The following is a 22,633-nucleotide window of genomic DNA, read 5'->3' on the forward strand; positions in this document are numbered from 1 at the left end:
GCACTGTTAACCTTCACTTCTGGACGAAGTGTCAGAATCATGTTCTACGTCTTGGCGGGCATAGGTCGGCAAACCGACAAAATGCCGCCAAGGGGAGAATATGACGATAGTTGAGCGTGCAGGCGCCAAAGCTGTAGTGAAGGAAGACGCTGGTAGTAAAATCATGCGTCACGCTACCGTTTTGTCTGGTCAATTGCAGCAACTCAGAACTCGTATGTATCCCCCAAAGGCTGAAAAATCATTGCGTCATTTTATGACCAATGAGGTTTCCAGATTGACTTCCATTCCTGACTCCACCCTGAAACTGATGTCCAGCGAAGGACGTGGACCCGTTCCGAGTCGGTTGGAGAACAATCACCGAGTTTACACTCTTCCGCAAATTAATGAGCTGCGCGAACTGTTTGCCAAGCAGAAGCCCGCCGACGCGCTTCGTTTTCTGCCGCGTCGTCGTGCTGGTGAACATTTGCAGGTGTTGGCGATCGCCAACTTCAAGGGCGGTAGTGCCAAGACGACAACCTGTGTGCATCTCGCGCACTACCTCGCTCTGCAAGGCTATCGGGTGCTGGCGCTTGATCTGGACCCACAGGCTTCCTTGTCGGCAATGTTTGGTGCGCAGCCGGAAGTGGATGTTGGTGCAAACGAGACAATATATGCGGCGCTGCGCTACGAAGATGCTGAGCGTCGTCCAATTCGCGACATTATCCGCAAGACCTATTTTGACGGTATTGATCTGATACCCGGCAATCTTGAGGTCATGGAATATGAACATGAGACACCGCGTGTACTCGCCAATAAGTCCAGTTCAGGCGCGATCTTTTTCGAACGACTGAAGTTGGCTCTTGATGAGGTTCAGGACGACTATGATATCGTTATCCTGGATACGCCGCCATCTCTTGGCTTTCTGACGTTGAGCGCTATCTACGCTGCCACCAGCATGATCATCACTGTGCATCCTGCCATGTTGGATGTCGCGTCGATGAGCCAGTTTCTATTGATGATGGGTGATTTGATCGGCGTTCTCAACGAGAGCGGCGCGCAGCTCGATCAAGATTTCATACGGTATTTGATTACACGTCATGACCCGAATGATGGGCCTCAGTCCCAAGTGGTGGCGATGCTACGTCACCTGTTTGGCACCGATGTTCTGTTGCCAACATCGATTGAAAGCACAGCCGTGGAAGCGGCCGGACTTGCCAAACGTTCCCTCTATGAACTGGAGATGGGACAGATCGGCCGGGATACTCATAAACGTGCTCGCGAAGCCGTCGATGCCGTGAACGAAGCGATCATTGATTTGATCAATAGCAGTTGGGGGCGCAAATGAGCAAAGGATCTCGCAAATCGATCGTGGCCAGTTTCGGACTGCTTTCGGCTGAGTTGGAAAATCACCTGAAGGGTGAGGTTTCTGCACCGGCAGTGGCACCTCAGGCTGCCAACAACCGTGTGGGAGCTGGTGTCATTGGTGCTGCACATCGTGCCATCGATGATATTCGTGCCGAGCGTGACCGTTTGAAAGCTTTGGTAGAGGCTGGTGGTGGTTCACTGCTGATGCTCGACACCGCCGTTGTTGACCCCTCGCCCTATCCGGACCGTTTGCCGGAAGATGACCCGGATGCATTTCAGGCCTTCAAGACGTCGATTGAGACTGACGGACAAAAGGTACCTATTCAGGTTCGCAAACACCCAACGGCAGCCGGCCGCTATCAAATTGTCTACGGTCATCGCCGGTGGCTTGCCGCCAAGGAACTGGGCAAGCCGGTTCAGGCAATGGAAGTGGATATTTCCGACCTGGATCTTGTTGTCGCGCAGGGTATTGAAAATGCCAGCCGACAGGATTTGAGCTGGATCGAGCGTGCCTTGTTTGCATCGCGTATGGATATGGCCGGGATAAAGCCGCGCGACATTTATGCGGCGCTTTCAATCGATGACGCCGAACTGGCGCGGATGCGTGGCGTTTACCGCACCGTACCAGCCGACGTGATTGAGGCCATCGGCCGGGCGCCTAAGATTGGTCGACCGCGTTGGGTCGATTTCGCTAAGCGCATCAGCGCCAACAAAAATGCTCTGGAGGTAATCCGGAAAACTCTTGCCAATGGCAACGGTAAGTTGCTGACATCAGACAAGCGGTTCCAGAATGTGCTGGAAGCCATCAAGCCGACGGTCACCGAAAAGGCACCGACCGAGATACTCGACGCCAATGGTGATCGTCTCGTGGCACTGAATATGTCCGCAAAAGAAGTTCGCATTTCTGCCGAGGATCAGCTTGGCAAGGAATTCATCAAGTTTGTTGCTGAGCAATTGCCGACACTCGTCGAGCAGTTTTCGCTTCAACGCGCAAAAAAGAACAACTGATAGCACAAGCTATCTTGTTGATCGAAAACGAAGAAAGGTATTTACCGCAAAAGAAAAAGGCCCCCAAACGTTGCCGCATGGAAGCCTCTCTCAGATTTAGCACTTCGAGAATCGCATTTCCATGATTCACAGTCAAGAGTTTTCGGCATCTTTTTGGTGAGCGGATTTCTGTTGCCTTAAAAGAGGTAAAAGAAGATGCAACCTGTCAATGTAACGACGCCCTTTGGGCGGCGGCCGATGACGCTTGACCTGATGAAACGGCAGGTCGCTTCGGCTCAGATTCAATCCGGTAAAACCGCCGATAAGTGGAAAGTGTTTCGTGATGTGTGCGAAGCTCGAGGTATGCTCGGCGTGCAGGACAGATCACTTGCTGTGCTCGACGCGCTTTTGAGCTTTTATCCTGAAACAGAACTGCGTCAGGGTGACCAGCTCATCGTATTTCCATCAAACGCGAGTCTTTCAGTTCGCGCCCATGGCATGGCGGATGCAACATTACGCCGGCATTTGGCAGCATTGGTTGGAGCAGGGCTTATTGTCCGCAAAGACAGCGCTAATGGCAAACGGTTCGCCCGCAAAGGTCGTTCAGGGGAAGTCCAGGACGCTTTCGGTTTTGACCTTTCACCAATACTTGCACGAGCAGAAGAATTTGCACACCTGGCGCAAGAGGTGGCTGCAGAGCGTGCGAAGTTCAGACGGTCAAAAGAAGCTCTAACGATATGCCGCCGCGATGTTCGCAAGCTCATCTCGGCCGCGATCGACGAAGAGGCAGACGGCGATTGGCATGCTGTTGAAGAAGTTTACAACGAGCTGGTCGCGCGTATTCCAAGGTCGCCGACGACCGATGAACTGAATTCGCTGCTCGATGAGATGCAGATACTCAGGGCAGAGGTACTCAATCTGCTGGAAACACTAGACAATTCAAATAATATAAGCGGCAATGCAGATCATTTTGAGCGGCACAAACAGAATTCAAATACCAACTCTCTTAATGAACTTGAAGCTAGCTCTGAAAAAGAGCTGGACCCGAAACTTGGTGTCAAAACAGCCAAGCCGAATGTGGAGTTGAAGGCATTTCCTTTGGGTATGGTGCTTCGGGCCTGCCCCGAGATTGTGCCCTATGGTCCGTCCGGCGTTATTGAGAATTGGCGCGATTTGATGAGTGCCGCGGTGACTGTTCGCTCAATGCTGGGTGTCAGCCCGTCCGCCTATCAGTCGGCGTGCGAAGTCATGGGCCCTGAAAATGCGGCGGTTGCAATCGCCTGCATTCTGGAACGAGCACAGCACATCAATTCAGCTGGCGGGTATCTGCGCGATTTGACCAAACGCACAGCACTTGGCGAATTCTCATTGGGACCAATGTTGATGGCTCTGCTGAGAGTGGCTGGGACTAATCAACGCCAGGCGGGGTGACGCGGTGGTGTCATGTGCAAATGAGCTTGTCGGGGTTTGTCTTTATAAAAGTCCAACGTCTGATTTCCGAAATCGGTCGGTGGTTCATAGCAAGACGATGGTAGTCGACTGATGTCGGAAGCATTAATCGCTGGCAGCCGAGTGTGGAAGATTGCAGCGAACCGGCGGGCTTAAAGTCGATTTCGCAAGTGGCATTAAATGGAAACAGAATTTGTTTCGAAATGCCACTGCTACTGTTGGTGAGATTTTGGCCCGATGGCTCGGCATATTTCCAGGCCGAGAGAAAATAGTGATGTCAGCTCTCGCTTAGCGAGATTTGCAGCGGAAGTGATTATAAACCATCGATCAACTGAACTGTACAAAAGGCAATGAGCCACTGAAGTGGCTGTTACGTTTTTAATTGTCGGTAGAAAGGGGGAAAAGGACACGGCCAATCTATTGGCGATATGGGACGACAGTGACGGCTAATGTAAAGCCGCCCGTTAGGGCAAAATAAAACCCTGTCAACTGACAGGGTTTTAGGTGTTTCTGTTTGCCTGAATCAGGGGCCTTCGCTGGTATCGAGGCTATGCTGAATATAAAGTGCACGCAATTTTTGGCTTATAGGACCAGGCTTTCCGTCGCCGATATTTTGTCCGTCTATAGCGATGACGGGCATAACGAAAACCCCGGCCGAAGTGATAAATGCTTCCGCGGCTGATTTTGCTTCATCAGGTGTAAAAGACCGCTGTTCCGTCGGAATACCGGCCTTATCTGCGATATCAAGAATTGATCCGCGGGTAATTCCATGGAGCAGAGCATTTGATAATGCGCGGGTGATAAGTGTGCCATCGCCGGTCACGATATGAAAATTGTTGGATGTGCCCTCGGTGATGAAACCATCCTCGACAAAGAGAGCATCATCTGCGCCCTTGCGTTGGACTTCCATCTTCGCCATCGACGAATACAACAATTGTACGGTCTTGATCTGGCGATTAGACCAACGGCCTTCAGGGACCGTGGCGACCGAAATTCCGGTTTCCCATCGTGGATTTGCCAAGACATTGCGGGCCTGGGTAAACATCACAATTGTTGGCTCGAGACTGGCACTATAGAGAAAGTCGCGATCTTCGGCACCACGCGAGATTTGCAGATAGATCAAACCGTTCGTAAGTTCATTTCGGCGAATGATTTCGAAATGGAGCGACTTGAGAACATCATTGGTCACCGGCGGTTTGATACCGAGCGCTTCGAGTGAACGGGCGAGACGTGCCGCATGGCCAGTGAAGTCGATCAGCCTGCCGTTAGCGACTGCGGTTACTTCATATATCGCATCGGCGAAAAGATAACCGCGATCGAAGACAGAAACCTTAGCGTTTTCTTCCGCGACCCATTCACCGTTGACATAAACGGTCCTGCTCATTTCGCTTTTCCTTTAATGAATTTTGAAGCTCACCTGTCCTACAACATGTGTGATTAACGGGGAATTGCTTTCCTTTCGAATGCCGGTTGAATACGGTTTGCCCAGTTACACTCATTTCCAAAAAAGGTGTTTTTGATAGATGTCCCAACTGCCGCCTATTGCATTTGTCTCGCGGAGTGATGCCGCCTCCGAAGCCGACTGGATCAGTGCCTTGAGTGCGGCTTTACCGCAAGAGACAATCATCTCTTTTTCGGCAATGTCGGATGATGAAAAGCAGCGCGCAGAAATTGCTGTTGTCGCCAATCCCGACCCCGAACACATCGCAGCACTGCCAAACCTGAAGTGGGTTCATAGTCTTTGGGCCGGCGTTGAACGTTTGGTTGCGGAGTTGGGTCCAAAGGCTCCACCTTTGGTTCGACTGACTGATCCGGAACTTTCGCGGGTTATGTCTGAGGCAGTTCTTGCCTGGAGTTATTACCTCCAACGGGATATGCCCGCTTATCGGAAGCAGCAACAGCATCGTGTCTGGCAGGAACTGGAATATCGGCCACCGAGCGAAATGGCCGTTGGTCTGATCGGCCTTGGCGAGTTGGGTGCAGCTTCTGCCCGAAAACTGAAAGATGCGGGTTTCAACGTGATTGGCTGGAGCCGCTCGATGAAATCGCTAACCGGAATTGAAACAGTTGCCGGTGATGATGGGTTGAACACCATGTTGCAGCGTAGCGATATTGTTGTCTGCCTCGTGCCACTCACCGAGCAGACCCGTGGATTGCTCAATGCATCTCGGTTTGGAATTATGAAAAAGGGCGCCAGCCTTATCAACTTCGCACGCGGACCGATTATCGTGACTGATGACCTCTTGGACGCTTTGGATAGTGGTCAGCTTTCACACGTTGTCCTCGATGTCTTCGAAGTGGAGCCGCTACCCGATAATTCGGCGTTTTGGGATCATGAGAAAGTGACAGTGCTACCGCACATTTCCGGACCAACCAGTCGTGAAAGTTCCGCGCGTATCGTTGCTGGGAATATTCGCAACTGGCGGCAAAATGGCACCTTGCCACCGACTGTCGATATTCAACGGGGATACTAGATTTTGGACAAAAATAACCCGGCTTTGATGTGGCCGGGTTATCTTGGAGCGTGATGCGATGAAGCGCAGCTGTGCTCTTAGAATTTCGTGGTTACGCCAAGGAAGAATGTGCGGCCATTTTCCACAAAACTGGATTCGCTCTTCGGCTGTGCGTCGAAGATGTTATTGATGCCGGCTTTGAAGTCTACATTCTCATTGAAGCTATACCTGGTCGAAATATTGGCAACAGCGTAAGGCTCGACGTTCTGAGCGATGAGCGTTTCAGGTGTTGTGACATAATCGACCTGCTTTCCGTAATAGTCGCCTGAGAGTGTGAAGCTCAAATTCTCACGGGCCTGCCAAACCAGTTCCGTATGGACGGAGATTTCCGGATCCGCAGACAATGGCAGGTTAGTTTCGAGGTTCTTCGATTCAAACAGCCAGGTAAACGAGTTTGTCCAGGTCAAAGTGTCGTGTAATGGAATCGAGAAGTTACCTTCCAATCCCTGTGATCTCGCACGGTCGACATTGATCTGCTGAACATATTTCGTGCCGCCGGCAGTGATCAGGGAAGCTACGCGGGCAGAGGTAATTTTGTCTTCAATTTCATTGAAGAAATAATTCAGGCCCGCCTGCAATCCGTCGGAGTTTTCGTAGAAAAGACCGCCTTCGAAACTGTTGCTGGTTTCCGGTTTGAGGTCTGGATTACCGACCATTTCGCAAGGGCCGCCGACAGCACCGCAGCCGCGACCGCGGGATGTTTGCACCCAATTCGGATTGAGCTGGCGAAGATCAGGTGCTTTGAAAGCCTGAGCCCAACCGGTTTTGAACGTCAAATCCGGAGTGACATCCCAGGTGATGTAAGCGCGCGGAGAAAGATGACTGTCAAACATGTCGTGGTAGTCATAACGCAGACCTGTTGTCAGATGGACAGTTTCGATAATGTCGAGCTTGTTTTCGGCAAACAGCGCAGCCGTCCAGTTGTCGGTTTGTGGAGAGCCACTTGTTCCGGTTACGGTATTGGCCTTGCCAAGATTTTCCGGATCGTCCAGTTCTTCGTAGCGGAATTCGCTGCCAATAGTCAGGCCATCGGTCCAGAAATAATCCAGCGGCATGGCCAATTTACCGTCCAGCGTGTAGCTGCGAACGGTGATGCTGTTGCCGAGAACATCGCCCAAACGATCGGTGATGGTGTGTTTGTTTTCGGCATTTTCCATAAAGCCGGTGACTGTCGAGGTGCCAAAGTCCCACTCGCCGACATGGCGAAGCGAAACTGAGGTGCGCTCAATTGTTGTCGGTGTGTCGGCCTCGCCCGGTTCAAGATACGGGATGTAACGCTCACGCCCAAAACCCGCTTCGAGATCAATAACTTGATCGGCTGATGGCGTCCATGTCAAACGACCTGTCAGGTCGAAATCACGTGTGCCGCGTGGTGTCTCCACACCGCCGCCCAAGCTTTCATCAGCTTCTTTTTGTTTACTGACATTGCCAAATGCGCTGAAGGACAGAACATCAGGGATGATCGGACCACTGACGTAACCGCTGAGTTTCTGTTTGGAGCCGGTCAGGGCATTGCTGGGCAACAGCGTTTCTGCGGTCACCGATCCACGCCAGCGATCACTGTTTTTCTTGGTGATGATATTGACGACACCGCCCAATGCATCGGAGCCATAAAGTGTCGACATCGGGCCGCGCACGACTTCAATACGTTCGATTGCATCGATCGGCACCCAATCAAGATCGCCGTTATATTTGCGCATTGTCGTCAGGCCGGCGTTTACGCGCTTGCCGTCTATGAGGATGAGTGTGTAGCTGGAGCCGAGGCCACGTATACTGACACCGCGTGTGCCATTACTGCCAAATCCGACATTAACGCCCGGCTGAGTGCGAATTGCCTCGGAAATATCAGTGACGGCTCTTCGTTCAAATGTATCAGAGTTGATAACCGATACACTGGCCGGTGCGTTGCGCAAATCGGTTGCGACCGACGAGGCTGTCACGACAATCTGTTGAAGCATAAGTGCTTCTTCATCTGTGGCTGTGTCAGCTGACTGTTGCGCGTAAGCGTTTTGAGCAATGAAAATGGCTGTACTCGCGAGGCACGCCAAGGCAATTCGGTGCTTTCCGGCTTTCAGGTTTTGGCTTGGATGCTGGCGTTTTTTTGCGCGCAACATCGTCCCCTGCCCGTCCCCTCGACGGTCAGCGATCAACTTCATGTGACACTCCAGACAATTAACTTGAGTAATGGTATCCACATAATTAACGGCTCTGGTAAGAGCAACCTTGTTGTTTTCGAATGATTCCAAATTTGAATATGAGGAAGTTACGGGGCAGAACGGAGATGTCGTGACAGGGGAAAAAAAGCGACGCGGGGGCGTTGATCAGGCACAAGATCGATCAGGACAGTTGCGTCTTTTGATCGTGCTGGACACTCTTTTGCGAGAGGGGAGCGTCAGCCGCGCTGCGGCAAGCATGGGTATACAGCCACCTGCAATGAGCAGAATGCTCGGCCAACTTCGGGAAATTTATGGCGATCCACTATTCCATCGAACGGCGCGAGGGTTGGTGCCGACGCCACTTGCAGATTCCCTGCGGGTTCGTGTTCGGGCACTTGCGGCAGAAGCGGATCGATTGTTAGCGCCGCAAAAAGAGACTGTCTCCTCCTCCAGGCCGGGTGAAACCGGTTGGAGCGGCCCTGCCCTGTTGGATGCACCACCGCTTGCGGTTCGACCCTCGATGCTTCTGGATGGACAGCCATCACCGGAGCACATCGCCGATAAATTGTCCCGGATAGGGGATAACGCGCCGCCGATGCAGAGACTTGCGAAATATATCGCTCTGTCCGGCGCAGGCGTAGGTCGCAGCCGCTCGCTCAACCAGGAAGAAGCGCAAGACGCCTTGTCCATCATTCTCGACGGCGAGGCAGATCCGATCCAGATTGGTGCTTTGTTGGCGACAATGCAGTTCCGCGGTGCAACGACATCGGAATTTGCAGGTTTTGTCACGGCACTTCGTGCTCATCTCAAGGTATCGGATGTCGGGACCACGACGGCCGATCTTGATTGGCCGGTATATTTATCACCGAAGTTACGCACCTCTCCCTGGTTCATGCATGCCGTGCGACTGGTTAATATGGCTGGTTACCGCGTGGCAATGCACGGTTCTGCCGGCGGTGGTCAGGACGAAGCAAAATTTGTTATCGCTGCGAAGATGTCGGGCATTCCCGTTTGCGCATCGATCAAAGATGCAAAAAATGCGCTGAAGACGGCTGCGAGCGTCTTTATTCCAATGGAAACCCTCGACGCACAAATTACCCGGCTTATCGGTCTGTATCCGTTGATGGAAATGCGCTCGCCGCTCAATACGATTCTGCAGTTGATCAATCCCTTGGGTGCAAAGGCCAGCATCATGGGTGCGTCGGGATCTGCGCGACGGGATCTACACCGCGATATTGCGATGTTGCTGGGTGTGCAGCAACTGTCCATCATCGGCAATATCAGGGATATTCCGGAATTTGGCCCGTTCAGAACGACGACAATCTATCGTTTGCTGGATGGTGCATCCTGTGATTTTTCTATTCCGGGCATGAAGCAGCCAGGTGCAGAACCGGACACGTTGATGACGATGCGGGAATACTGGTTTGCGGTTTGGACAGGTGCGGCGCGTGATGAACGCATGGAAATGGTGATTTGCGCGACGGCCGCCATGGCGCTGATGACGATTGAATGTGCATCGGCGGATAGTTTTCTGGAATACTATCAACGTGCGTTGAGACTATGGAAGGACCGTCTGGTGGCGGCTGCGTAACCATGGTCATGAGTATGACAGCACCTTCAAAATCCGCAATATGATGCAACAGCTGTAAAGTGGCCGCGTTAAAAACCAGCGTCTGAAATGTATTCTGGAAATATGGATTGAAAGATTGGCGGGATATTGAAGGTGCCGTTAACGCCATGATCTAAAAAGATAAATCCCGTTTCTTCGATCATGGTGTGGCCTTATGTTGTGGCACTTTTTAGCTCAAAAAATGCCACAACAAATATCGACCTGATGTCAAATTACCGGATAGAGGGACCAGAAAAACAGTTCGTGTTCCTGCTCCACATCCTTACGAGATGCCTCGTCGCGCGCAGTGCGTGCCGCAGTTTTTTCACTGCCCGTTTCTGACTTGTTCTCGGGCATTCTGCGGCCGAGACCGAAGAGGTCAAAGGAAAGCATGTTCATACCTGCTACCATTTACGTATCTCCTGTCTAATCGTTTACGTCCCGTTAAGTGTGCTTTGTTGCCACTTTTTCGTCAAGATTGGTCAGGCAATCAATTTTCTATTTTTTCTGTAGACTATAGCAAGAATGTTTACTGATGGAACGCGAGAGAAAACGCGGGCTTAATGTGGGTCTTCGTAGGTTTTTGCCAGAGCTGAGTGGGCAGAGATCGCGTCATGTGCGACATCAAAATGTTTGAGTAGGGAGATATAGGCATCGATATTGGCGGTGACTGCGTCTCGAGAGGCGCGATGTCCCGTGTGGTTGAAGCGGACAAGTCGTTCCGCGCCAAGACCTATACCCGATGTGAGATCAGATCCTGCACCCCATGATCGAGCTGCGAAGTCATTCAACGCGATTTTTTCTGGTAATATGACGGTTGTCACAAGCGCGGATGCCTGGTCTTTTTCTACCCATAGTGTGGCGCCCAAGGCTTGCAATGCACTGCGGGTGGCGCTTGCCGCGTGCTTATGGCGCGCCACAATGTCGGCAATTCCCTCTTGCTCCACACGCTGCAAAGCTGCTCTCAAGGCATAGAATTCCAGTGGCGCCGGTGTGCCAGGGAGTGCACCTCTCCCTTTCTCAAGCCATTGTTTTTTCTGGTCAATCAGCGACAACATGGAATCGCGTGGGGGATTATCATGATCAAGAAATGCCCATGCCGCTTTGCTAATCGAGATCGCAGATAGTCCGGCTGGACCTGCCAAAGATTTTTGCGGGCCAATGACGGCGATGTCTATGCCCAGCCTGTCGACCTCCAATGCGTGGCCGCCGACGGAAGCAACGGCATCCACCACGGTGACAATGCCGCGTTTTTTTGCAAGGGCAACGATCTCCTCCAATGGATTGAGAATGCCACTGGCCGATTCCGCGTGCACCACTGCAAGGATTTGGATGTCAGGTTCTGCATCAAGGGCGGCTTCGACAGCTTCGATTGTGATCGGTTTGGCTGGGGCAGCCTGCAAGTTGGTCACTTGCACGCCGCCGCGCGACAGCCAGCCGCCGAACCAGCTGCCATAGGGGCTAGTGACGATGTTGAGTGCGGTGAGATCTGGTCGTGCCAGACTGGTCGCAACGGCTTCAAGTGCCAGCACCGCTTCTGCCTGAATTAGGAGAACATCGTTTCGAGTGCCAAGTATCGCTGCCAGCTGGTCCGCCAATGGCGCATAGGCATCGGCCGGGAAAGGGGGTGTGTCGAGCAGGAAAGTCCAGTCACGGTTCGGCATTGTGGATGTCCTCATGCAATATATTAAGCCGCGGAACGGCCTCAATCAGTTGTTTGGCGGCGGCAGATTGCGGTGCGGCAATGACTTTGCCGGTAACACCGCTTTCAACGATATGCCCTTTTTCCATCACCGCAATGCGATGGCAGACAGCCCGAATAACGGCAAGATCGTGTGATACAAAGATGCAGGCGATGCCGGTATCACGCTGAATTTCAACAAGAAGTTCTAAAATTCTGCTGCGAACGGAGACATCAAGCGCAGAGACGGCTTCATCCATCACCAGTAAATCGGGGCGTAGTGACAGGGCCCGGGCGATCGCAACACGTTGGCGTTGCCCACCTGATAGAGCCATGATCGGGCGTACGGCGTAACTGGCTGGTAGACCCACACGTTCCAGCAATCGGTGAATTTCACGCTCACGTCCCGTGGCTGGCACAATATTGTGGATGCGCAACGGATCGCCAATCGCACTTGTGACCGTTGCGTGTGGATTGAAGGCCCCTACAGTGTCCTGAAACACCATCTGCATGTGCTTGCGCTGTTTTCGAAGCGCTGCCTGCGGCAGAGCCAGCCAGTCCTGTCCTTGAAAACGAATAGACCCGCTATCCGGTGGAACAAGCCGCATTAAGATACGGGCTAGTGTCGATTTTCCGCAACCTGAAGCGCCGGCAAGACCCAACGTTTCGCCGTTTTCGACGCTGAAGGTGATATTGGACAGTGCCGTCACCTGGCGTGGTCCGCCGTCATAGGTTTTTGACAGTCCTGTTACCTGCAGCAGTGGTTCGGTCATTGTTGGGGCTCCAGCACCAGCGGTGGCGTGGAAAGATCAATATGCGCGGAAATCAGTTCGCGCGTGTAGGGATCTTCGGGAGAGTTTATGACCTCACTCGCCCTGCCCTGCTCTACAAGCCGTCCGGATTGCAAAACAGCAATGCGGTCCGCCAGACTGCTGGCCAAAGCGATGTCGTGAGTGATGAAGATCAGCGTCATGCCTTCCTCTTGCACCAGACCATCGAGCAGTCGGGCAATTGCCGCCTGAGTGACGCTATCAAGCGCACTTGTGGCCTCGTCGGCTATCAATATGGATGGCTGTGCCGCAATGGCTGCTGCAATTGCTACACGTTGTTTCTGGCCACCTGAGAGCTGATGTGGATAGGCATTCACCAAGCGCTGAGGTTCCGGCAATTGAACCCGTTCCAGCAGGTCCACAGCCTGTCTCAACGCCTGTCGATAGGAGATATCGAGATGCTGATGTGCAGTTTCGGCGACTTGCTCGCCTATTTTCAGCACAGGATTGAGGCTACTTCCAGGATCTTGAAAAACATATGCCAGTTCACGACCGGCTTGTGGGCGGGCTTTTATGCGCTTTCCATGCAGGGCCCAATCAATTGAGCCGCTCGATTTAGCGCCCTGCGGTAAAAGTCCCGCGAGAGATCTGGCCAGTGTCGTTTTGCCAGAACCGCTTTCACCGATGATTGCCAGTCTCTCTCTTGCATAGATCTCAAGGTTAATATCTGTCAATGCCGGAGTTCGTTGTTTGGGGTAGGTTATGCCGAGATTTTGGATATGGCACAGTGGAAGCGTCATTGGTCCCCTCCCCTGTCGCTTTTCGACAAAGCCTGATTGATACCTTCGCCCAGAAGATAAACACCCAGCACCAGTGTCAGCAAACCAAGGCCCGGTATGATGGAGAGCGATGGTGCTGAGCGAAGCACATTACGTCCCTCGGCAATCATCGATCCCCAGGTGACGATGTTCGGGTCTCCCAGTCCCAGAAACGACAAAGCGGCTTCTGTCAGCACGGCTGCTGCGACGATGATGGCAGCCAGTGCCAGAACCGGTGGCAGGGCATTGGGCAATATCTGCCTGAAGGCGATTTCAAGCGGGTGCATGCCGATCGTGCGGGCAGAGGCGACGTAATCGCTTTCACGAATGGACAACACCTGTGCGCGCGTCAAACGGGCGGGATCAGCCCATGCGCCGAGTGCAATTGCGATGACCACAATTGGCATGGAGGTACCGATGGTACTGACGAAGGCAAGTGCCATGAGAAAGCTGGGCACGATTTGAAAGGCGTCAGTGACACGCATCAGTGCCTCATCAATCAGGCCACTGGCGAAACCGGCAAGGGTGCCAATGATCGTACCGAGGGTTATTGCGGCGATAGCTGCGGCCAGTCCGACGGCGAGTGACGCACGTGTGCCATGTACCAGCCCGGCCAGAACATCGCGGCCCAGCCTGTCGGTTCCGAGCGGAAAGCTCATGTCAGTGAACGGCGGAATGAGTGGCGCACCGGCAATCGACAGAGGATCGGCAGGAAAAAGATAGGGCGCAGCCAGCGCAATCGCGCTCAGTGCGAGCAGGATGATCACGCCGGCCAGTCCCGATGCGGAAGCCATGAGAAAACTGAGCTGTTTCATGTGCCGGTGGTCCCTGCCCCGACGCGCGGATCAAGCGTGGCATAGAGGATGTCGACAAGCAGGTTGACGACAATCACGAACACGGCGCTGACAAGAATGATGCCCATCAACAATGGCGTATCTCGTCCCGACACAGCTTCCTGCGCTAGACGTCCAAACCCCGGTATGGCAAATACGCTTTCAATCACTACGCTGCCCCCCAGCATCGCCGCTGACTGCAAACCAAGCACCGTGACGAGTGGTAACAGGGCATTGCGTGCGACATGGCGTAGAACGATCCTGCTGCGTGAAAGTCCCTTCGAGCGGGCAAACAGTACGAAGTCGAGTTTCCAGATGCCGGCCATGGAGGTGCGCATGACACGCAGGAAAAGTGCCAGATAGATCAGACCGAGACTGGTAACCGGCAAGACGAGATGTCTGGCGATGTCCAGTGCCCTCGCCCATCCCTGTTTGCCCGACGCGATGGTTTCAATACCGGATGTCGGAAACCAGCGAAGCTGAACCGCGAATATAATGGCAAGCACCAGGCCGAGCCAGAAACCCGGCATGGCGTAAAGTGCCAGTGAAGAGACCGACAGGAACCGATCACGCACACTTCCCGGTTTCGCCCCGGCAACAATGCCAAGCGCTGAGCCCAATGCGAAAGAAATGGCTGTGGCGCTTCCCATGAGTAGTAGCGTATTCGGCAGCCGTTCGAGTATGAGCGCAAGCACGGGGCGATCGAAGGACAGAGACCAGCCAAGGTCTAAACGCGCTATGGAGCCAACGTAGAGCCAAAGACGGGCAAGCTTGGATTGGTCCAGGCCGTATTGCGCCCGCAGTGTCTGCACAAGGTTCGCATCGCCGCCACCAATCGAGGTTAGATAGGCATCAACGGCGTCTCCCGAGGCGTTTTCAAGCAAAACAAAAGTAAACAGCAAAACGATCAGCAGGACCGGAATGGCGCTGACGGCTCTTCGTTTCACTAATGTCATGGACCGGCGCATAGCTGATATCCCCGACTATCGATATTCTTGCGAGCGCAGCCAATCAGTATTCGGAAGCATTGACCAGCCTGTTGTGAAAATTTGTCATCCCGAACTTCGGCCGGTGGTAAACCCACGGCGATAATTGCTGAACTCGAAAACGTCGATACTGCAAAGTGCAGCAGATTTTTATGGAGGCCGACTGTTGTTGAAGTTAGGGTTTGGGAGAGTTGTCACCCTGCCAAACCCTGTCAGGTGTCAGGAAACCAGTTCCGTATCTGCCCAGTTCGAAACCGCCCAGCGTGGGTTGCTTGCCACATTCTGCACGGTATCGCGGGCAACGGTGATGAAGCCCCACTCAGCAACATTGATGAGAGGCAGATCCTCGGTGACCTTTTTTTGGAACTCCTTGTAGAGTTCCGTACGGGTCTCTGTATTGACCGCCTCGGCAGCCTTGTCGATCAGCGCATCCAGATCCTTGTTTTCATAGCCACCCTGATTGGAGAAGCCGACACCAGCCGGTGTGCCTGATTTGACGAGAATGGTGGTGGAGATGGCCGGGTCTCCACGGAACACAGGTGGAGCAATCGCCAGATCAAATGCATGATCGGTGTAGACTGCCTTCTGATGTGCGGCGGAATCATTGTTGACCAGCTCGGCATCAATGCCGACTTCCGCCAAAGCCTGCCGCAGATAGGCACCAAACTGTTTGGTTTCATTAAAATAAGGTGCCGGCAGTAGCTTCAGCGAGAAGCGATTACCGCCCTCCCCGCGCTTGTAACCAGCCTCATCAAGAAGGGCGTCGGCCTTAGCAACATCGAAATCATAGGTCTCCACGTCGTCCGTGTAGAACTCAGGCGCATTCTTGGGTACAGGGCCGCTCGAGGCCGTTGCATAACCAAGGAAGATGGTGTCGACCACGAACTTCTTGTCGATAGCATGCGCAATCGCTTGGCGCACCTTAAGGTCGGCCAACTCCTTGCGGCGGTGATTGATTTCGACGACCAGCTGGTAGGTGAGCGCTTCGTAACCGTCGGCAATCACCTTTATGCCCGGCACCTTGGAGATGCGCGACAAGTCTGCCAGCGGAACCGCCGAGAAGGCCGCAAGGTGGATTTCTTCCGCCTCAAGCGCAGCACCCGCCCCCGCCCTGTCTGGCAGAATGCGGTAGATGATTTCCTGCAGCTTCGGTTGGCCGGCATTCCAGTATTTTTCATTGCGTGTCAGACGGTAATACTCACCTGGTTTATATTCCGCAAACACGAATGGGCCCGTACCAACCAGCTTGTTGTTGGCCGGATTGGTGGCAATGTCGGTGCCTTCATAGACATGTTTTGGCAGGACGCTGGTGACGACCGGAAGCGCGTTACGGATAAGCTGGAATGGTGTTGGCTTTGAGAACCGGAAGATTGCGGTATGGGCATCCGGTGTGTCGACGGTTTCGAGATGCGCGAAAACCAGACGGCCGAGGTTCTGCAATGTCTTCCAGACGGACAGCGCCGAGAAAGCAACGTCAGCCGAAGTGAAGGGTTTGCCATCGTGCCAAGTGACGCCCTCACGCATTTTGAACGTGGCGCTCAGGCCATCTTCAGACCCCTGCCATTCCACGGCAAGACGCGGTGCAAGCCCATCCTTACCATCAAAGGAGGCTTCGGCCAGCGGCTCGATGACCTTGCTGGAAATAAAGAACACGCCGTTTGACGCGACGATCGCAGGATTGAGGTTTTTAGGTTCGGAGTCGGCGGCGACAATCAGACGTCCGGAGGCTGCTTCCTGCGCAAAGCCCCTGCCCGCAAGTGTGGTCGAAGTGGCCAGCAGAATGCTGCTTTTCAAGAGCAGACGTCGGGACAGTGAGGATGAGAAAGACATGATTTCACTCCGATAGATGAGATGCTTCGCGGGCCGCAATGCAGCATCTTATGCCTGCGGTGAGAGGAGTGTCCATCTTAAAGGGACGATAAGACAGCAATTGCATTTCAGCTTTTTTGAGATGCAGAGCAATTTAGATGCAATGTGTGGTTTTGGATGAAATGCTATTCTGCGAACCCTGTGACGCTATCAAACCGCATGAAAACACTTGCACGCTTTCCGCTCCTATTTCATGGTCTGTCGCCAGATAAGACGGCCCCTGCCCGATAACGATTTTGCAAGACGCTCAAGGATATTCCATGCCATCCGCCGATAACAAACCTGTATTCAACTCTCTTGTCGCTGAGTTGTCGCCACCACCTGTTCCCTTCGTTTTTGCCTGGGCACGGGCTTACGATGGCGCACGCGGACCGATGATCGACCTGTCTCAGGCCGTACCGGGTTATGCGCCGCATGACGATATTCTGCGTTGGCTGGGTGAGGCGGCATCCTCAAAACAATATTGCGGATACGGTCCGATTGAGGGTGAGACCGAGTTGCGGGATGTCTATGCGCAGCACGTGTCAGAGCTTTATGGTGCGAGTGTTGGCATCTATAATATCCACATCACGTCGGGCTGCAATCAGGCCTTCATGTGTGCGGCGATGGCCGTAGCCAAGGCTGGCGACAGTGTTGCATTGACGGATCCGTTTTATTTCAATCAGGATACGACACTTGCGATGCTCGGTATCAACCGGGTGCTTGTGTCCTGTGACCCAGATAACGCATTTCTGCCAGACATCGCTGACGTCAAAAGAGTGTTGGACACGGGCGTGAAAGCTCTGGCTCTGGTAACGCCAAACAATCCAACCGGTTCGGTTTATCCGCCAGAATTGTTGCTGGAGATTTTCCATGTCTGCCGGGAAAAAGGTGTATGGCTTATCCTCGACGAGACCTACCGTGACTTCCTTCCCGGCCACACGCCGCGTCCACACACATTGATGAATGTCGAGGGATGGCAGGATAATCTCATCATGCTGTACAGCTTCTCGAAATCCTTCTGCGTGCCCGGGCATCGACTTGGCGCGATAACAGCGGGCCCACAGGCTGTGACCGAGATCGCCAAGATCATGGACAATCTGCAGATCTGTGCAGCGCGTGCACCGCAGGCCGCCGTTGCAAAGGCTATTCCCGCTTTGGCCGATTGGCGCGATGACAATCGGCTCGAGATTGAAAGACGGGCCGATGCACTGCGTCAGGTCATGCCGAAGATCAGTGGTTGGGACCTGGTTTCTGTTGGTGCTTACTTTGCGTTCATCCGCCATCCGTTCCGTGGCGTTTCGTCTGCAGCAGTCTCGGAGCAGCTGGCGAAAAGGGCAGGGGTGGTGTGTTTGCCGGGCGTCTATTTTGGTGAGGGCCAAGAGGACTATCTGCGCTTCGCTTTCGCCAATGCCGATGTTGAAACCATTGCCAAGCTGGAGAGCCGTCTCTCTGGATTTACGCTAGCATAAGCTGCTGAAGACCAAGACATCCCGCGAGTTGACAGCTGTCAACTCAGTCAACAAAACCGCAGAATCCCAGATTTTGCGGTTGTTATTTTGTCCTTATGAAATGGGATAGTTTGTGCCCTTATGCCACATTTAGACCACGTAAGTGGTGGTTGGCGGGCCGTCGATAAAGTTAAATAACTGAAATGCTTTCATATTATTCGGTTGACAGCTGTCAACCAGTGCTGAGTTTCGTGCCAAATTTCAGATGTTTTGGGTCGCGGAGTGCTTGACGGGAATCACTGAATCCGTCATCCTGTTACGGAAATTCGCAAAAATTTGAGTATTTGTCGTAACTGGACCAGATTTCTGTAAATCTCGGTATGGTTCGTCAGCTTGAGATAGTTGTCCTGGTCCTCCTTCTGGCGCTCAAGGAATGATTTCACCGCTGTCGAACCCACAGTCCTCATACTCGCCAGTCAGGAGATAGAACCCATGGTGTCTGTAGTGCAGGCGACCGATGAAAAGCCACAGGGCACGCCGAGCATCGTGGCAGATGCCGCGATTGCGGCGGACGCGCGTGCGCTGTCCGAGCAATTGAAGGCGATGCGTGAACGCCTGTATCCACCGATGGCACAGAAGACACTGCGCCAGTTTTCCTCAGGTGAGGCTGCAAAGCTCATCGGTGTTTCGGATGGCTACTTGCGCCAATTGTCGCTGGCGGGCGAGGGGCCACAACCGGAAACCGGGACCGGCGGCCGACGTTTCTATACGTTGAACGACATCAATGCACTGCGCCATCACCTCGCTGAACAGGCTTTGGCGAAAGGCAACACTGCGAAGGCACGCAGTTATCTGCCGCAGCGTGATCTGTCGCGCGGCGAACACATGCAGGTCATCTCGGTGACCAACTTCAAGGGCGGCTCTGGCAAGACCACTTCAGCTGTTCATCTGGCGCAATATCTGGCGCTGACCGGTCACCGGGTTCTCGCCATCGACCTCGATCCGCAGGCATCATTGTCGGCGATGTTCGGTTATCAGCCGGAGCTGGATCTGACCGGCAATGATACGCTGTACGGCGCTATTCGTTATGACGATCAGGCCCGCCCACTCTCGCAGATCATCCGCGGCACATATTTCCCGGGGCTTGATCTGGTCCCTGGAAATATCGAACTGCAGGAATTCGAGCACGAGACGCCACAGGCGCTGACACGCCGCCACAGCGGCATAGACAGCGGGCCGCTGTTCTTTGCCCGTATACAGGCCGCTCTGGCCAGCGTGGAGCTGAATTACGAAGTGGTGGTCATCGATTGCCCGCCGCAGCTCGGATATCTCACCCTGTCAGCGCTGTGCGCCTCCACATCCGTTATCGTTACCGTCCATCCGCAGATGCTGGATGTGGCATCGATGAACCAGTTTCTGTTCATGACCTCGGATTTGCTGGGCGTGGTGCGTGAGGCTGGCGGGGAGTTAAACTTTGACTTCCTCCGCTATCTCGTTACCCGTTTTGAACCGAATGATGGACCGCAAACACAGATTGTCGGCTTCATGCGTTCGCTGTTTGGGGATCGGGTTCTGACCGCGCCGATGCTGAAATCCACAGCTGTTTCCGATGCAGGCCTGACCAAGCAGACACTGTATGAAGTGGGCCGCGAAAACTTTACCCGCACCACCTACGACCGCGCGCAGGAAGCGATGAATGCGGTCAATGCGGAAATTGAGAAACTCGTTCACGACGCATGGGGCCGATAGGAGGCTGACGAAGATGGTTGGAAACTCCCGTAAAACCGAACTCAAGGCTTTGTTTGGCGGCTCTCTGCCTGTTACGACAACACCGGCTGTTGCGCCGGAAGTCAAACCTGCCAGCCCCGCACCAGTGGCTCCGGTCAGCAATACAGAGACAAATGCACCGGCGCGCAGCGCCTCTGGTGCAGTTCGTGCCATGGGCCTGTCGCTTGGTTCAATGACCCGTGAAGCCGAAGAGGCGAGGGCGCTGCGCCAGGCCATGAGCGACGGCGAGCACGTTCTGGCCGTTGATCCAGCGCAGATCGATGCCTCATTCGTCGAGGACCGTCTGAGTGTGGCGGGTGTAGATGATGAAGACTTTGCGGTGCTGCTGGAAAGTATCCGCGAAAGTGGCCAGCAGGTGCCGGTTCTCCTGCGTCCGCATCCGGAAAAACAAGGTCGTTACCAGACGGCCTATGGTCACCGTCGTATTCGTGCGGCGCTTAAACTGGGGCAGCCGGTCAAGGCAATCATTCGCTCTTTGAGCGATGATGAGCTGGTTTTGGCGCAGGGTAAGGAAAATGCCGAACGCCGTAATCTTTCCTTCATCGAGAGAGCAATTTTTGCCAGAAACCTCGCGGAGCGCGGGTTTGATCGTAAGGTGATCGGTGACGCGCTTTCGGTTCAGAAAAGCGAACTCTCCCGCCTCATGCAGGTGGTGGAAAAAGTGCCAGCCCGGTTCATCACTATTATCGGGGCTGCTCCCAAGGCCGGCCGTGATCGTTGGATGAAGTTGGGTGAGATGCTGCAGAGTGATACCGCTCAGGGCAACGCCATGGACGAGATCGGCACAGATCGTTTCGGCACATCGCAAAGCGACCAGCGGTTTGAATTGCTGTTCAAACGACTTTCGGCCCGCCCGCCTGCCAAACAGAAAACCCAGCGTCCACGTGAACTCCGCGACGGTAAGGGGAAGGTGTTTGCGACACTGCGCGTCGATGGCAAAGCGCCGCGGATCGACTTTGTCGGAAAAATTGATCCGGAATTTATCGAGAAGGTCGTCGATCTGCTGTCGCGGGAATACACGGCGCATACTGCTAAGCGCTGATCGGAACAGGCCAGAGCACATCTGCGTGTGTTCAATATGTTGCGCTCTGGCTTTTACACCGATGACACTGGATTCTCGCAGGCTGGAACTGGGATTGAACCAGCCATTTCGGATGGATTTGGACGTTGAGCTTCGCAATCGAAGCAAAAGCCGCTATTTTTGCCGATTAAGAACCTGACGACGGGGCGTGCGGTTTTGGGTGTAGATCAGCATCAAACTCCACATAGCTCTCCGTGCCACAGCTATGCTTGTTGGACAGAATCTGTCCCTGCTTTCACACTCAACGTCCAAAACCGATTGCGTTGTGTTACGCAACGACTGAGAAAGTTACGCCCTCGGCGGCTAGGCAATTGCTGTAGTGGTCGATCGACGCGACTTGATCGATATGCCATACGCCGGGCGCGATGGGTGTGTCAGTAAGTAACTGCACGGTGTTTGCAGCGACCAACGCAGTGATCGCCGCTTCCTCTCTTCCTTCCAGTGACATGGTGGCCGTGGCCTCGCGGCCACTACGTGAGCCCGTCACCACCACTGAAAGAGCCGTGCGATCAGAACCGAGCCTGATGTGCATCATGCTCTTGCTGACCAGGCGGCGGAGAAACGCGCTCTTTGTCATGACTGGCAGCAGGTGGAATAAAATCCGACTTAGAGTCGCGCTATCAAAGGTCAGCAATGTTCTAACCTTGCCGATACCGCGTGTGCGGCGAAGCACGTGTTGATCTGCGAAGTTGAATTCCATTGCCGGGTGCGGGCGGTCATTTTTACCGAAATGCAGTTTTTCAATGGGTGCGCGTTTGAAATTCTGAAGTGTCCAGTCGATGGCAGCTGGTCCGTGCGTGTCACCAAGGCCGAGCAAGATACCGATACGCGCATCCGTCGCGTCATCCAGTTTCTCGGCACAGGCCTTGACCAGCAGATTGGTGAGGCCCGGCGCGAGACCGACGGACAGAAGCGCCGTTCCGCCTGATGCCCTGGCGAGTTGGGCTAGCTGCTCGACGTCTCTGAAAAACGTATCGTCGGCAGTAATGTCGATATAGCGCAAGCCCTTCGTCAGAACATGTTCGATGAAGCCGGTGTCGGTTTGGTCAATGCAGACAACAACCGTCTTAATTGCGGCAAGTGCTTTGCTCCAGGTTTGTGGATCGCGCACATCAAGCTGTGTTGCTTTGCATCCCAAACGCGTGGCCATGGCATTGGCTTTGTTTTCATCACGGCCGGCGATGCAGACCTCATAGTGACCGGCTTTCTTTAGACGGCGAGCGATCTGGCTGCCGACATGGCCATATCCGCCGACGATCATGACGCCCGGTCGGATTGTTGTGTTATCACCCATTAGTGTCGCGCCTTTGCATGTCAGG

The 22,633-nt window shown here is 53.8% G+C and carries 18 protein-coding genes; 8 read left to right on the plus strand and 10 right to left on the minus strand.

Annotated elements, in window-relative coordinates; all coding sequences use genetic code 11:
- Positions 1 to 100: 100 nt before the first annotated feature.
- The 3 genes from repA (ACZ5FM_RS17730) to repC all read left to right on the plus strand — a co-directional run bounded on the left by repA (ACZ5FM_RS17730) (position 101) and on the right by repC (position 3,762).
- A complete protein-coding gene (repA, locus tag ACZ5FM_RS17730; RefSeq protein WP_192489028.1) occupies positions 101 to 1,324 on the plus strand; it encodes a plasmid partitioning protein RepA in 1,224 nt (407 codons plus the stop codon).
- Positions 1,321 to 2,352: a plasmid partitioning protein RepB gene (repB, locus tag ACZ5FM_RS17735; RefSeq protein WP_464040783.1), complete on the plus strand. Its 1,032-nt coding sequence runs from the start codon at positions 1,321 to 1,323 to the stop codon at positions 2,350 to 2,352. Before repA (ACZ5FM_RS17730) ends, repB (ACZ5FM_RS17735) begins: the two co-directional genes overlap by 4 nt.
- A gap of 195 nt (positions 2,353 to 2,547) precedes the next feature.
- Positions 2,548 to 3,762: a plasmid replication protein RepC gene (gene repC, locus ACZ5FM_RS17740; RefSeq protein WP_464040784.1), complete on the plus strand. Its 1,215-nt coding sequence runs from the start codon at positions 2,548 to 2,550 to the stop codon at positions 3,760 to 3,762.
- A 541-nt stretch (positions 3,763 to 4,303) separates the two neighbouring features.
- Here the strand turns inward: repC and ACZ5FM_RS17745 are convergent.
- Complete coding sequence (locus tag ACZ5FM_RS17745) at positions 4,304 to 5,164, minus strand: D-amino-acid transaminase (RefSeq protein ID WP_464040785.1); 861 nt, start codon at positions 5,162 to 5,164, stop codon at positions 4,304 to 4,306.
- Between the two features lie 148 nt (positions 5,165 to 5,312).
- Here ACZ5FM_RS17745 and ACZ5FM_RS17750 point away from each other — a divergent pair, with 148 nt between their 5' ends.
- Positions 5,313 to 6,254 (plus strand): 2-hydroxyacid dehydrogenase, encoded by a 942-nt coding sequence (locus tag ACZ5FM_RS17750; RefSeq protein ID WP_464041047.1) that lies wholly within the window; start codon positions 5,313 to 5,315, stop codon positions 6,252 to 6,254.
- A gap of 77 nt (positions 6,255 to 6,331) precedes the next feature.
- Here ACZ5FM_RS17750 and ACZ5FM_RS17755 read toward each other — a convergent pair whose 3' ends face one another.
- Positions 6,332 to 8,449, minus strand: coding sequence for a TonB-dependent receptor domain-containing protein (locus ACZ5FM_RS17755; RefSeq protein WP_464040786.1), 2,118 nt, complete (start codon positions 8,447 to 8,449; stop codon positions 6,332 to 6,334).
- 130 nt (positions 8,450 to 8,579) lie between these two features.
- Here ACZ5FM_RS17755 and ACZ5FM_RS17760 point away from each other — a divergent pair, with 130 nt between their 5' ends.
- A complete protein-coding gene (locus ACZ5FM_RS17760; protein WP_464040787.1) occupies positions 8,580 to 10,040 on the plus strand; it encodes a glycosyl transferase family protein in 1,461 nt (486 codons plus the stop codon).
- Between the two features lie 246 nt (positions 10,041 to 10,286).
- Here ACZ5FM_RS17760 and ACZ5FM_RS17765 read toward each other — a convergent pair whose 3' ends face one another.
- From ACZ5FM_RS17765 to ACZ5FM_RS17795, 7 genes are all read right to left on the minus strand, one after another.
- Positions 10,287 to 10,469 (minus strand): hypothetical protein, encoded by a 183-nt coding sequence (locus ACZ5FM_RS17765; protein WP_250985003.1) that lies wholly within the window; start codon positions 10,467 to 10,469, stop codon positions 10,287 to 10,289.
- Between the two features lie 149 nt (positions 10,470 to 10,618).
- The gene (locus ACZ5FM_RS17770) at positions 10,619 to 11,722 is read right to left on the minus strand and encodes a pyridoxal-phosphate-dependent aminotransferase family protein (RefSeq protein ID WP_464040788.1); all 1,104 of its coding nucleotides are present in this window, start codon (positions 11,720 to 11,722) and stop codon (positions 10,619 to 10,621) included.
- The gene (locus tag ACZ5FM_RS17775) at positions 11,709 to 12,512 is read right to left on the minus strand and encodes an ABC transporter ATP-binding protein (protein WP_464040789.1); all 804 of its coding nucleotides are present in this window, start codon (positions 12,510 to 12,512) and stop codon (positions 11,709 to 11,711) included. Before ACZ5FM_RS17775 ends, ACZ5FM_RS17770 begins: the two co-directional genes overlap by 14 nt.
- Positions 12,509 to 13,309: an ABC transporter ATP-binding protein gene (locus ACZ5FM_RS17780; RefSeq protein WP_259147202.1), complete on the minus strand. Its 801-nt coding sequence runs from the start codon at positions 13,307 to 13,309 to the stop codon at positions 12,509 to 12,511. Before ACZ5FM_RS17780 ends, ACZ5FM_RS17775 begins: the two co-directional genes overlap by 4 nt.
- Positions 13,306 to 14,142: an ABC transporter permease gene (locus ACZ5FM_RS17785; RefSeq protein WP_250985007.1), complete on the minus strand. Its 837-nt coding sequence runs from the start codon at positions 14,140 to 14,142 to the stop codon at positions 13,306 to 13,308. Before ACZ5FM_RS17785 ends, ACZ5FM_RS17780 begins: the two co-directional genes overlap by 4 nt.
- A complete protein-coding gene (locus tag ACZ5FM_RS17790) occupies positions 14,139 to 15,128 on the minus strand; it encodes an ABC transporter permease (RefSeq protein ID WP_464040790.1) in 990 nt (329 codons plus the stop codon). Before ACZ5FM_RS17790 ends, ACZ5FM_RS17785 begins: the two co-directional genes overlap by 4 nt.
- A gap of 237 nt (positions 15,129 to 15,365) precedes the next feature.
- Entirely contained in the window at positions 15,366 to 16,976 is a 1,611-nt protein-coding gene (locus ACZ5FM_RS17795; RefSeq protein WP_464040791.1) for an ABC transporter substrate-binding protein, read from the minus strand.
- Between the two features lie 299 nt (positions 16,977 to 17,275).
- Between ACZ5FM_RS17795 and ACZ5FM_RS17800 the strand changes: the two genes are divergently transcribed.
- The 3 genes from ACZ5FM_RS17800 to repB (ACZ5FM_RS17810) all read left to right on the plus strand — a co-directional run bounded on the left by ACZ5FM_RS17800 (position 17,276) and on the right by repB (ACZ5FM_RS17810) (position 21,275).
- On the plus strand, positions 17,276 to 18,466 hold the full coding sequence (locus tag ACZ5FM_RS17800) for an aminotransferase (RefSeq protein WP_464040792.1): 1,191 nt from the start codon (positions 17,276 to 17,278) through the stop codon (positions 18,464 to 18,466).
- A gap of 471 nt (positions 18,467 to 18,937) precedes the next feature.
- Positions 18,938 to 20,194: a plasmid partitioning protein RepA gene (repA, locus tag ACZ5FM_RS17805; RefSeq protein ID WP_464040793.1), complete on the plus strand. Its 1,257-nt coding sequence runs from the start codon at positions 18,938 to 18,940 to the stop codon at positions 20,192 to 20,194.
- A gap of 13 nt (positions 20,195 to 20,207) precedes the next feature.
- Positions 20,208 to 21,275, plus strand: a complete 1,068-nt coding sequence (repB, locus tag ACZ5FM_RS17810) for a plasmid partitioning protein RepB (RefSeq protein WP_250985012.1) — start codon at positions 20,208 to 20,210, stop codon at positions 21,273 to 21,275.
- Positions 21,276 to 21,582: 307 nt separating this feature from the next.
- Here the strand turns inward: repB (ACZ5FM_RS17810) and ACZ5FM_RS17815 are convergent, their stop codons facing one another.
- Positions 21,583 to 22,608, minus strand: a complete 1,026-nt coding sequence (locus ACZ5FM_RS17815) for a saccharopine dehydrogenase NADP-binding domain-containing protein (protein ID WP_464040794.1) — start codon at positions 22,606 to 22,608, stop codon at positions 21,583 to 21,585.
- Positions 22,609 to 22,633 lie beyond the last annotated feature (25 nt).

This window comes from Agrobacterium sp. 5Ca50 (assembly GCF_055381905.1).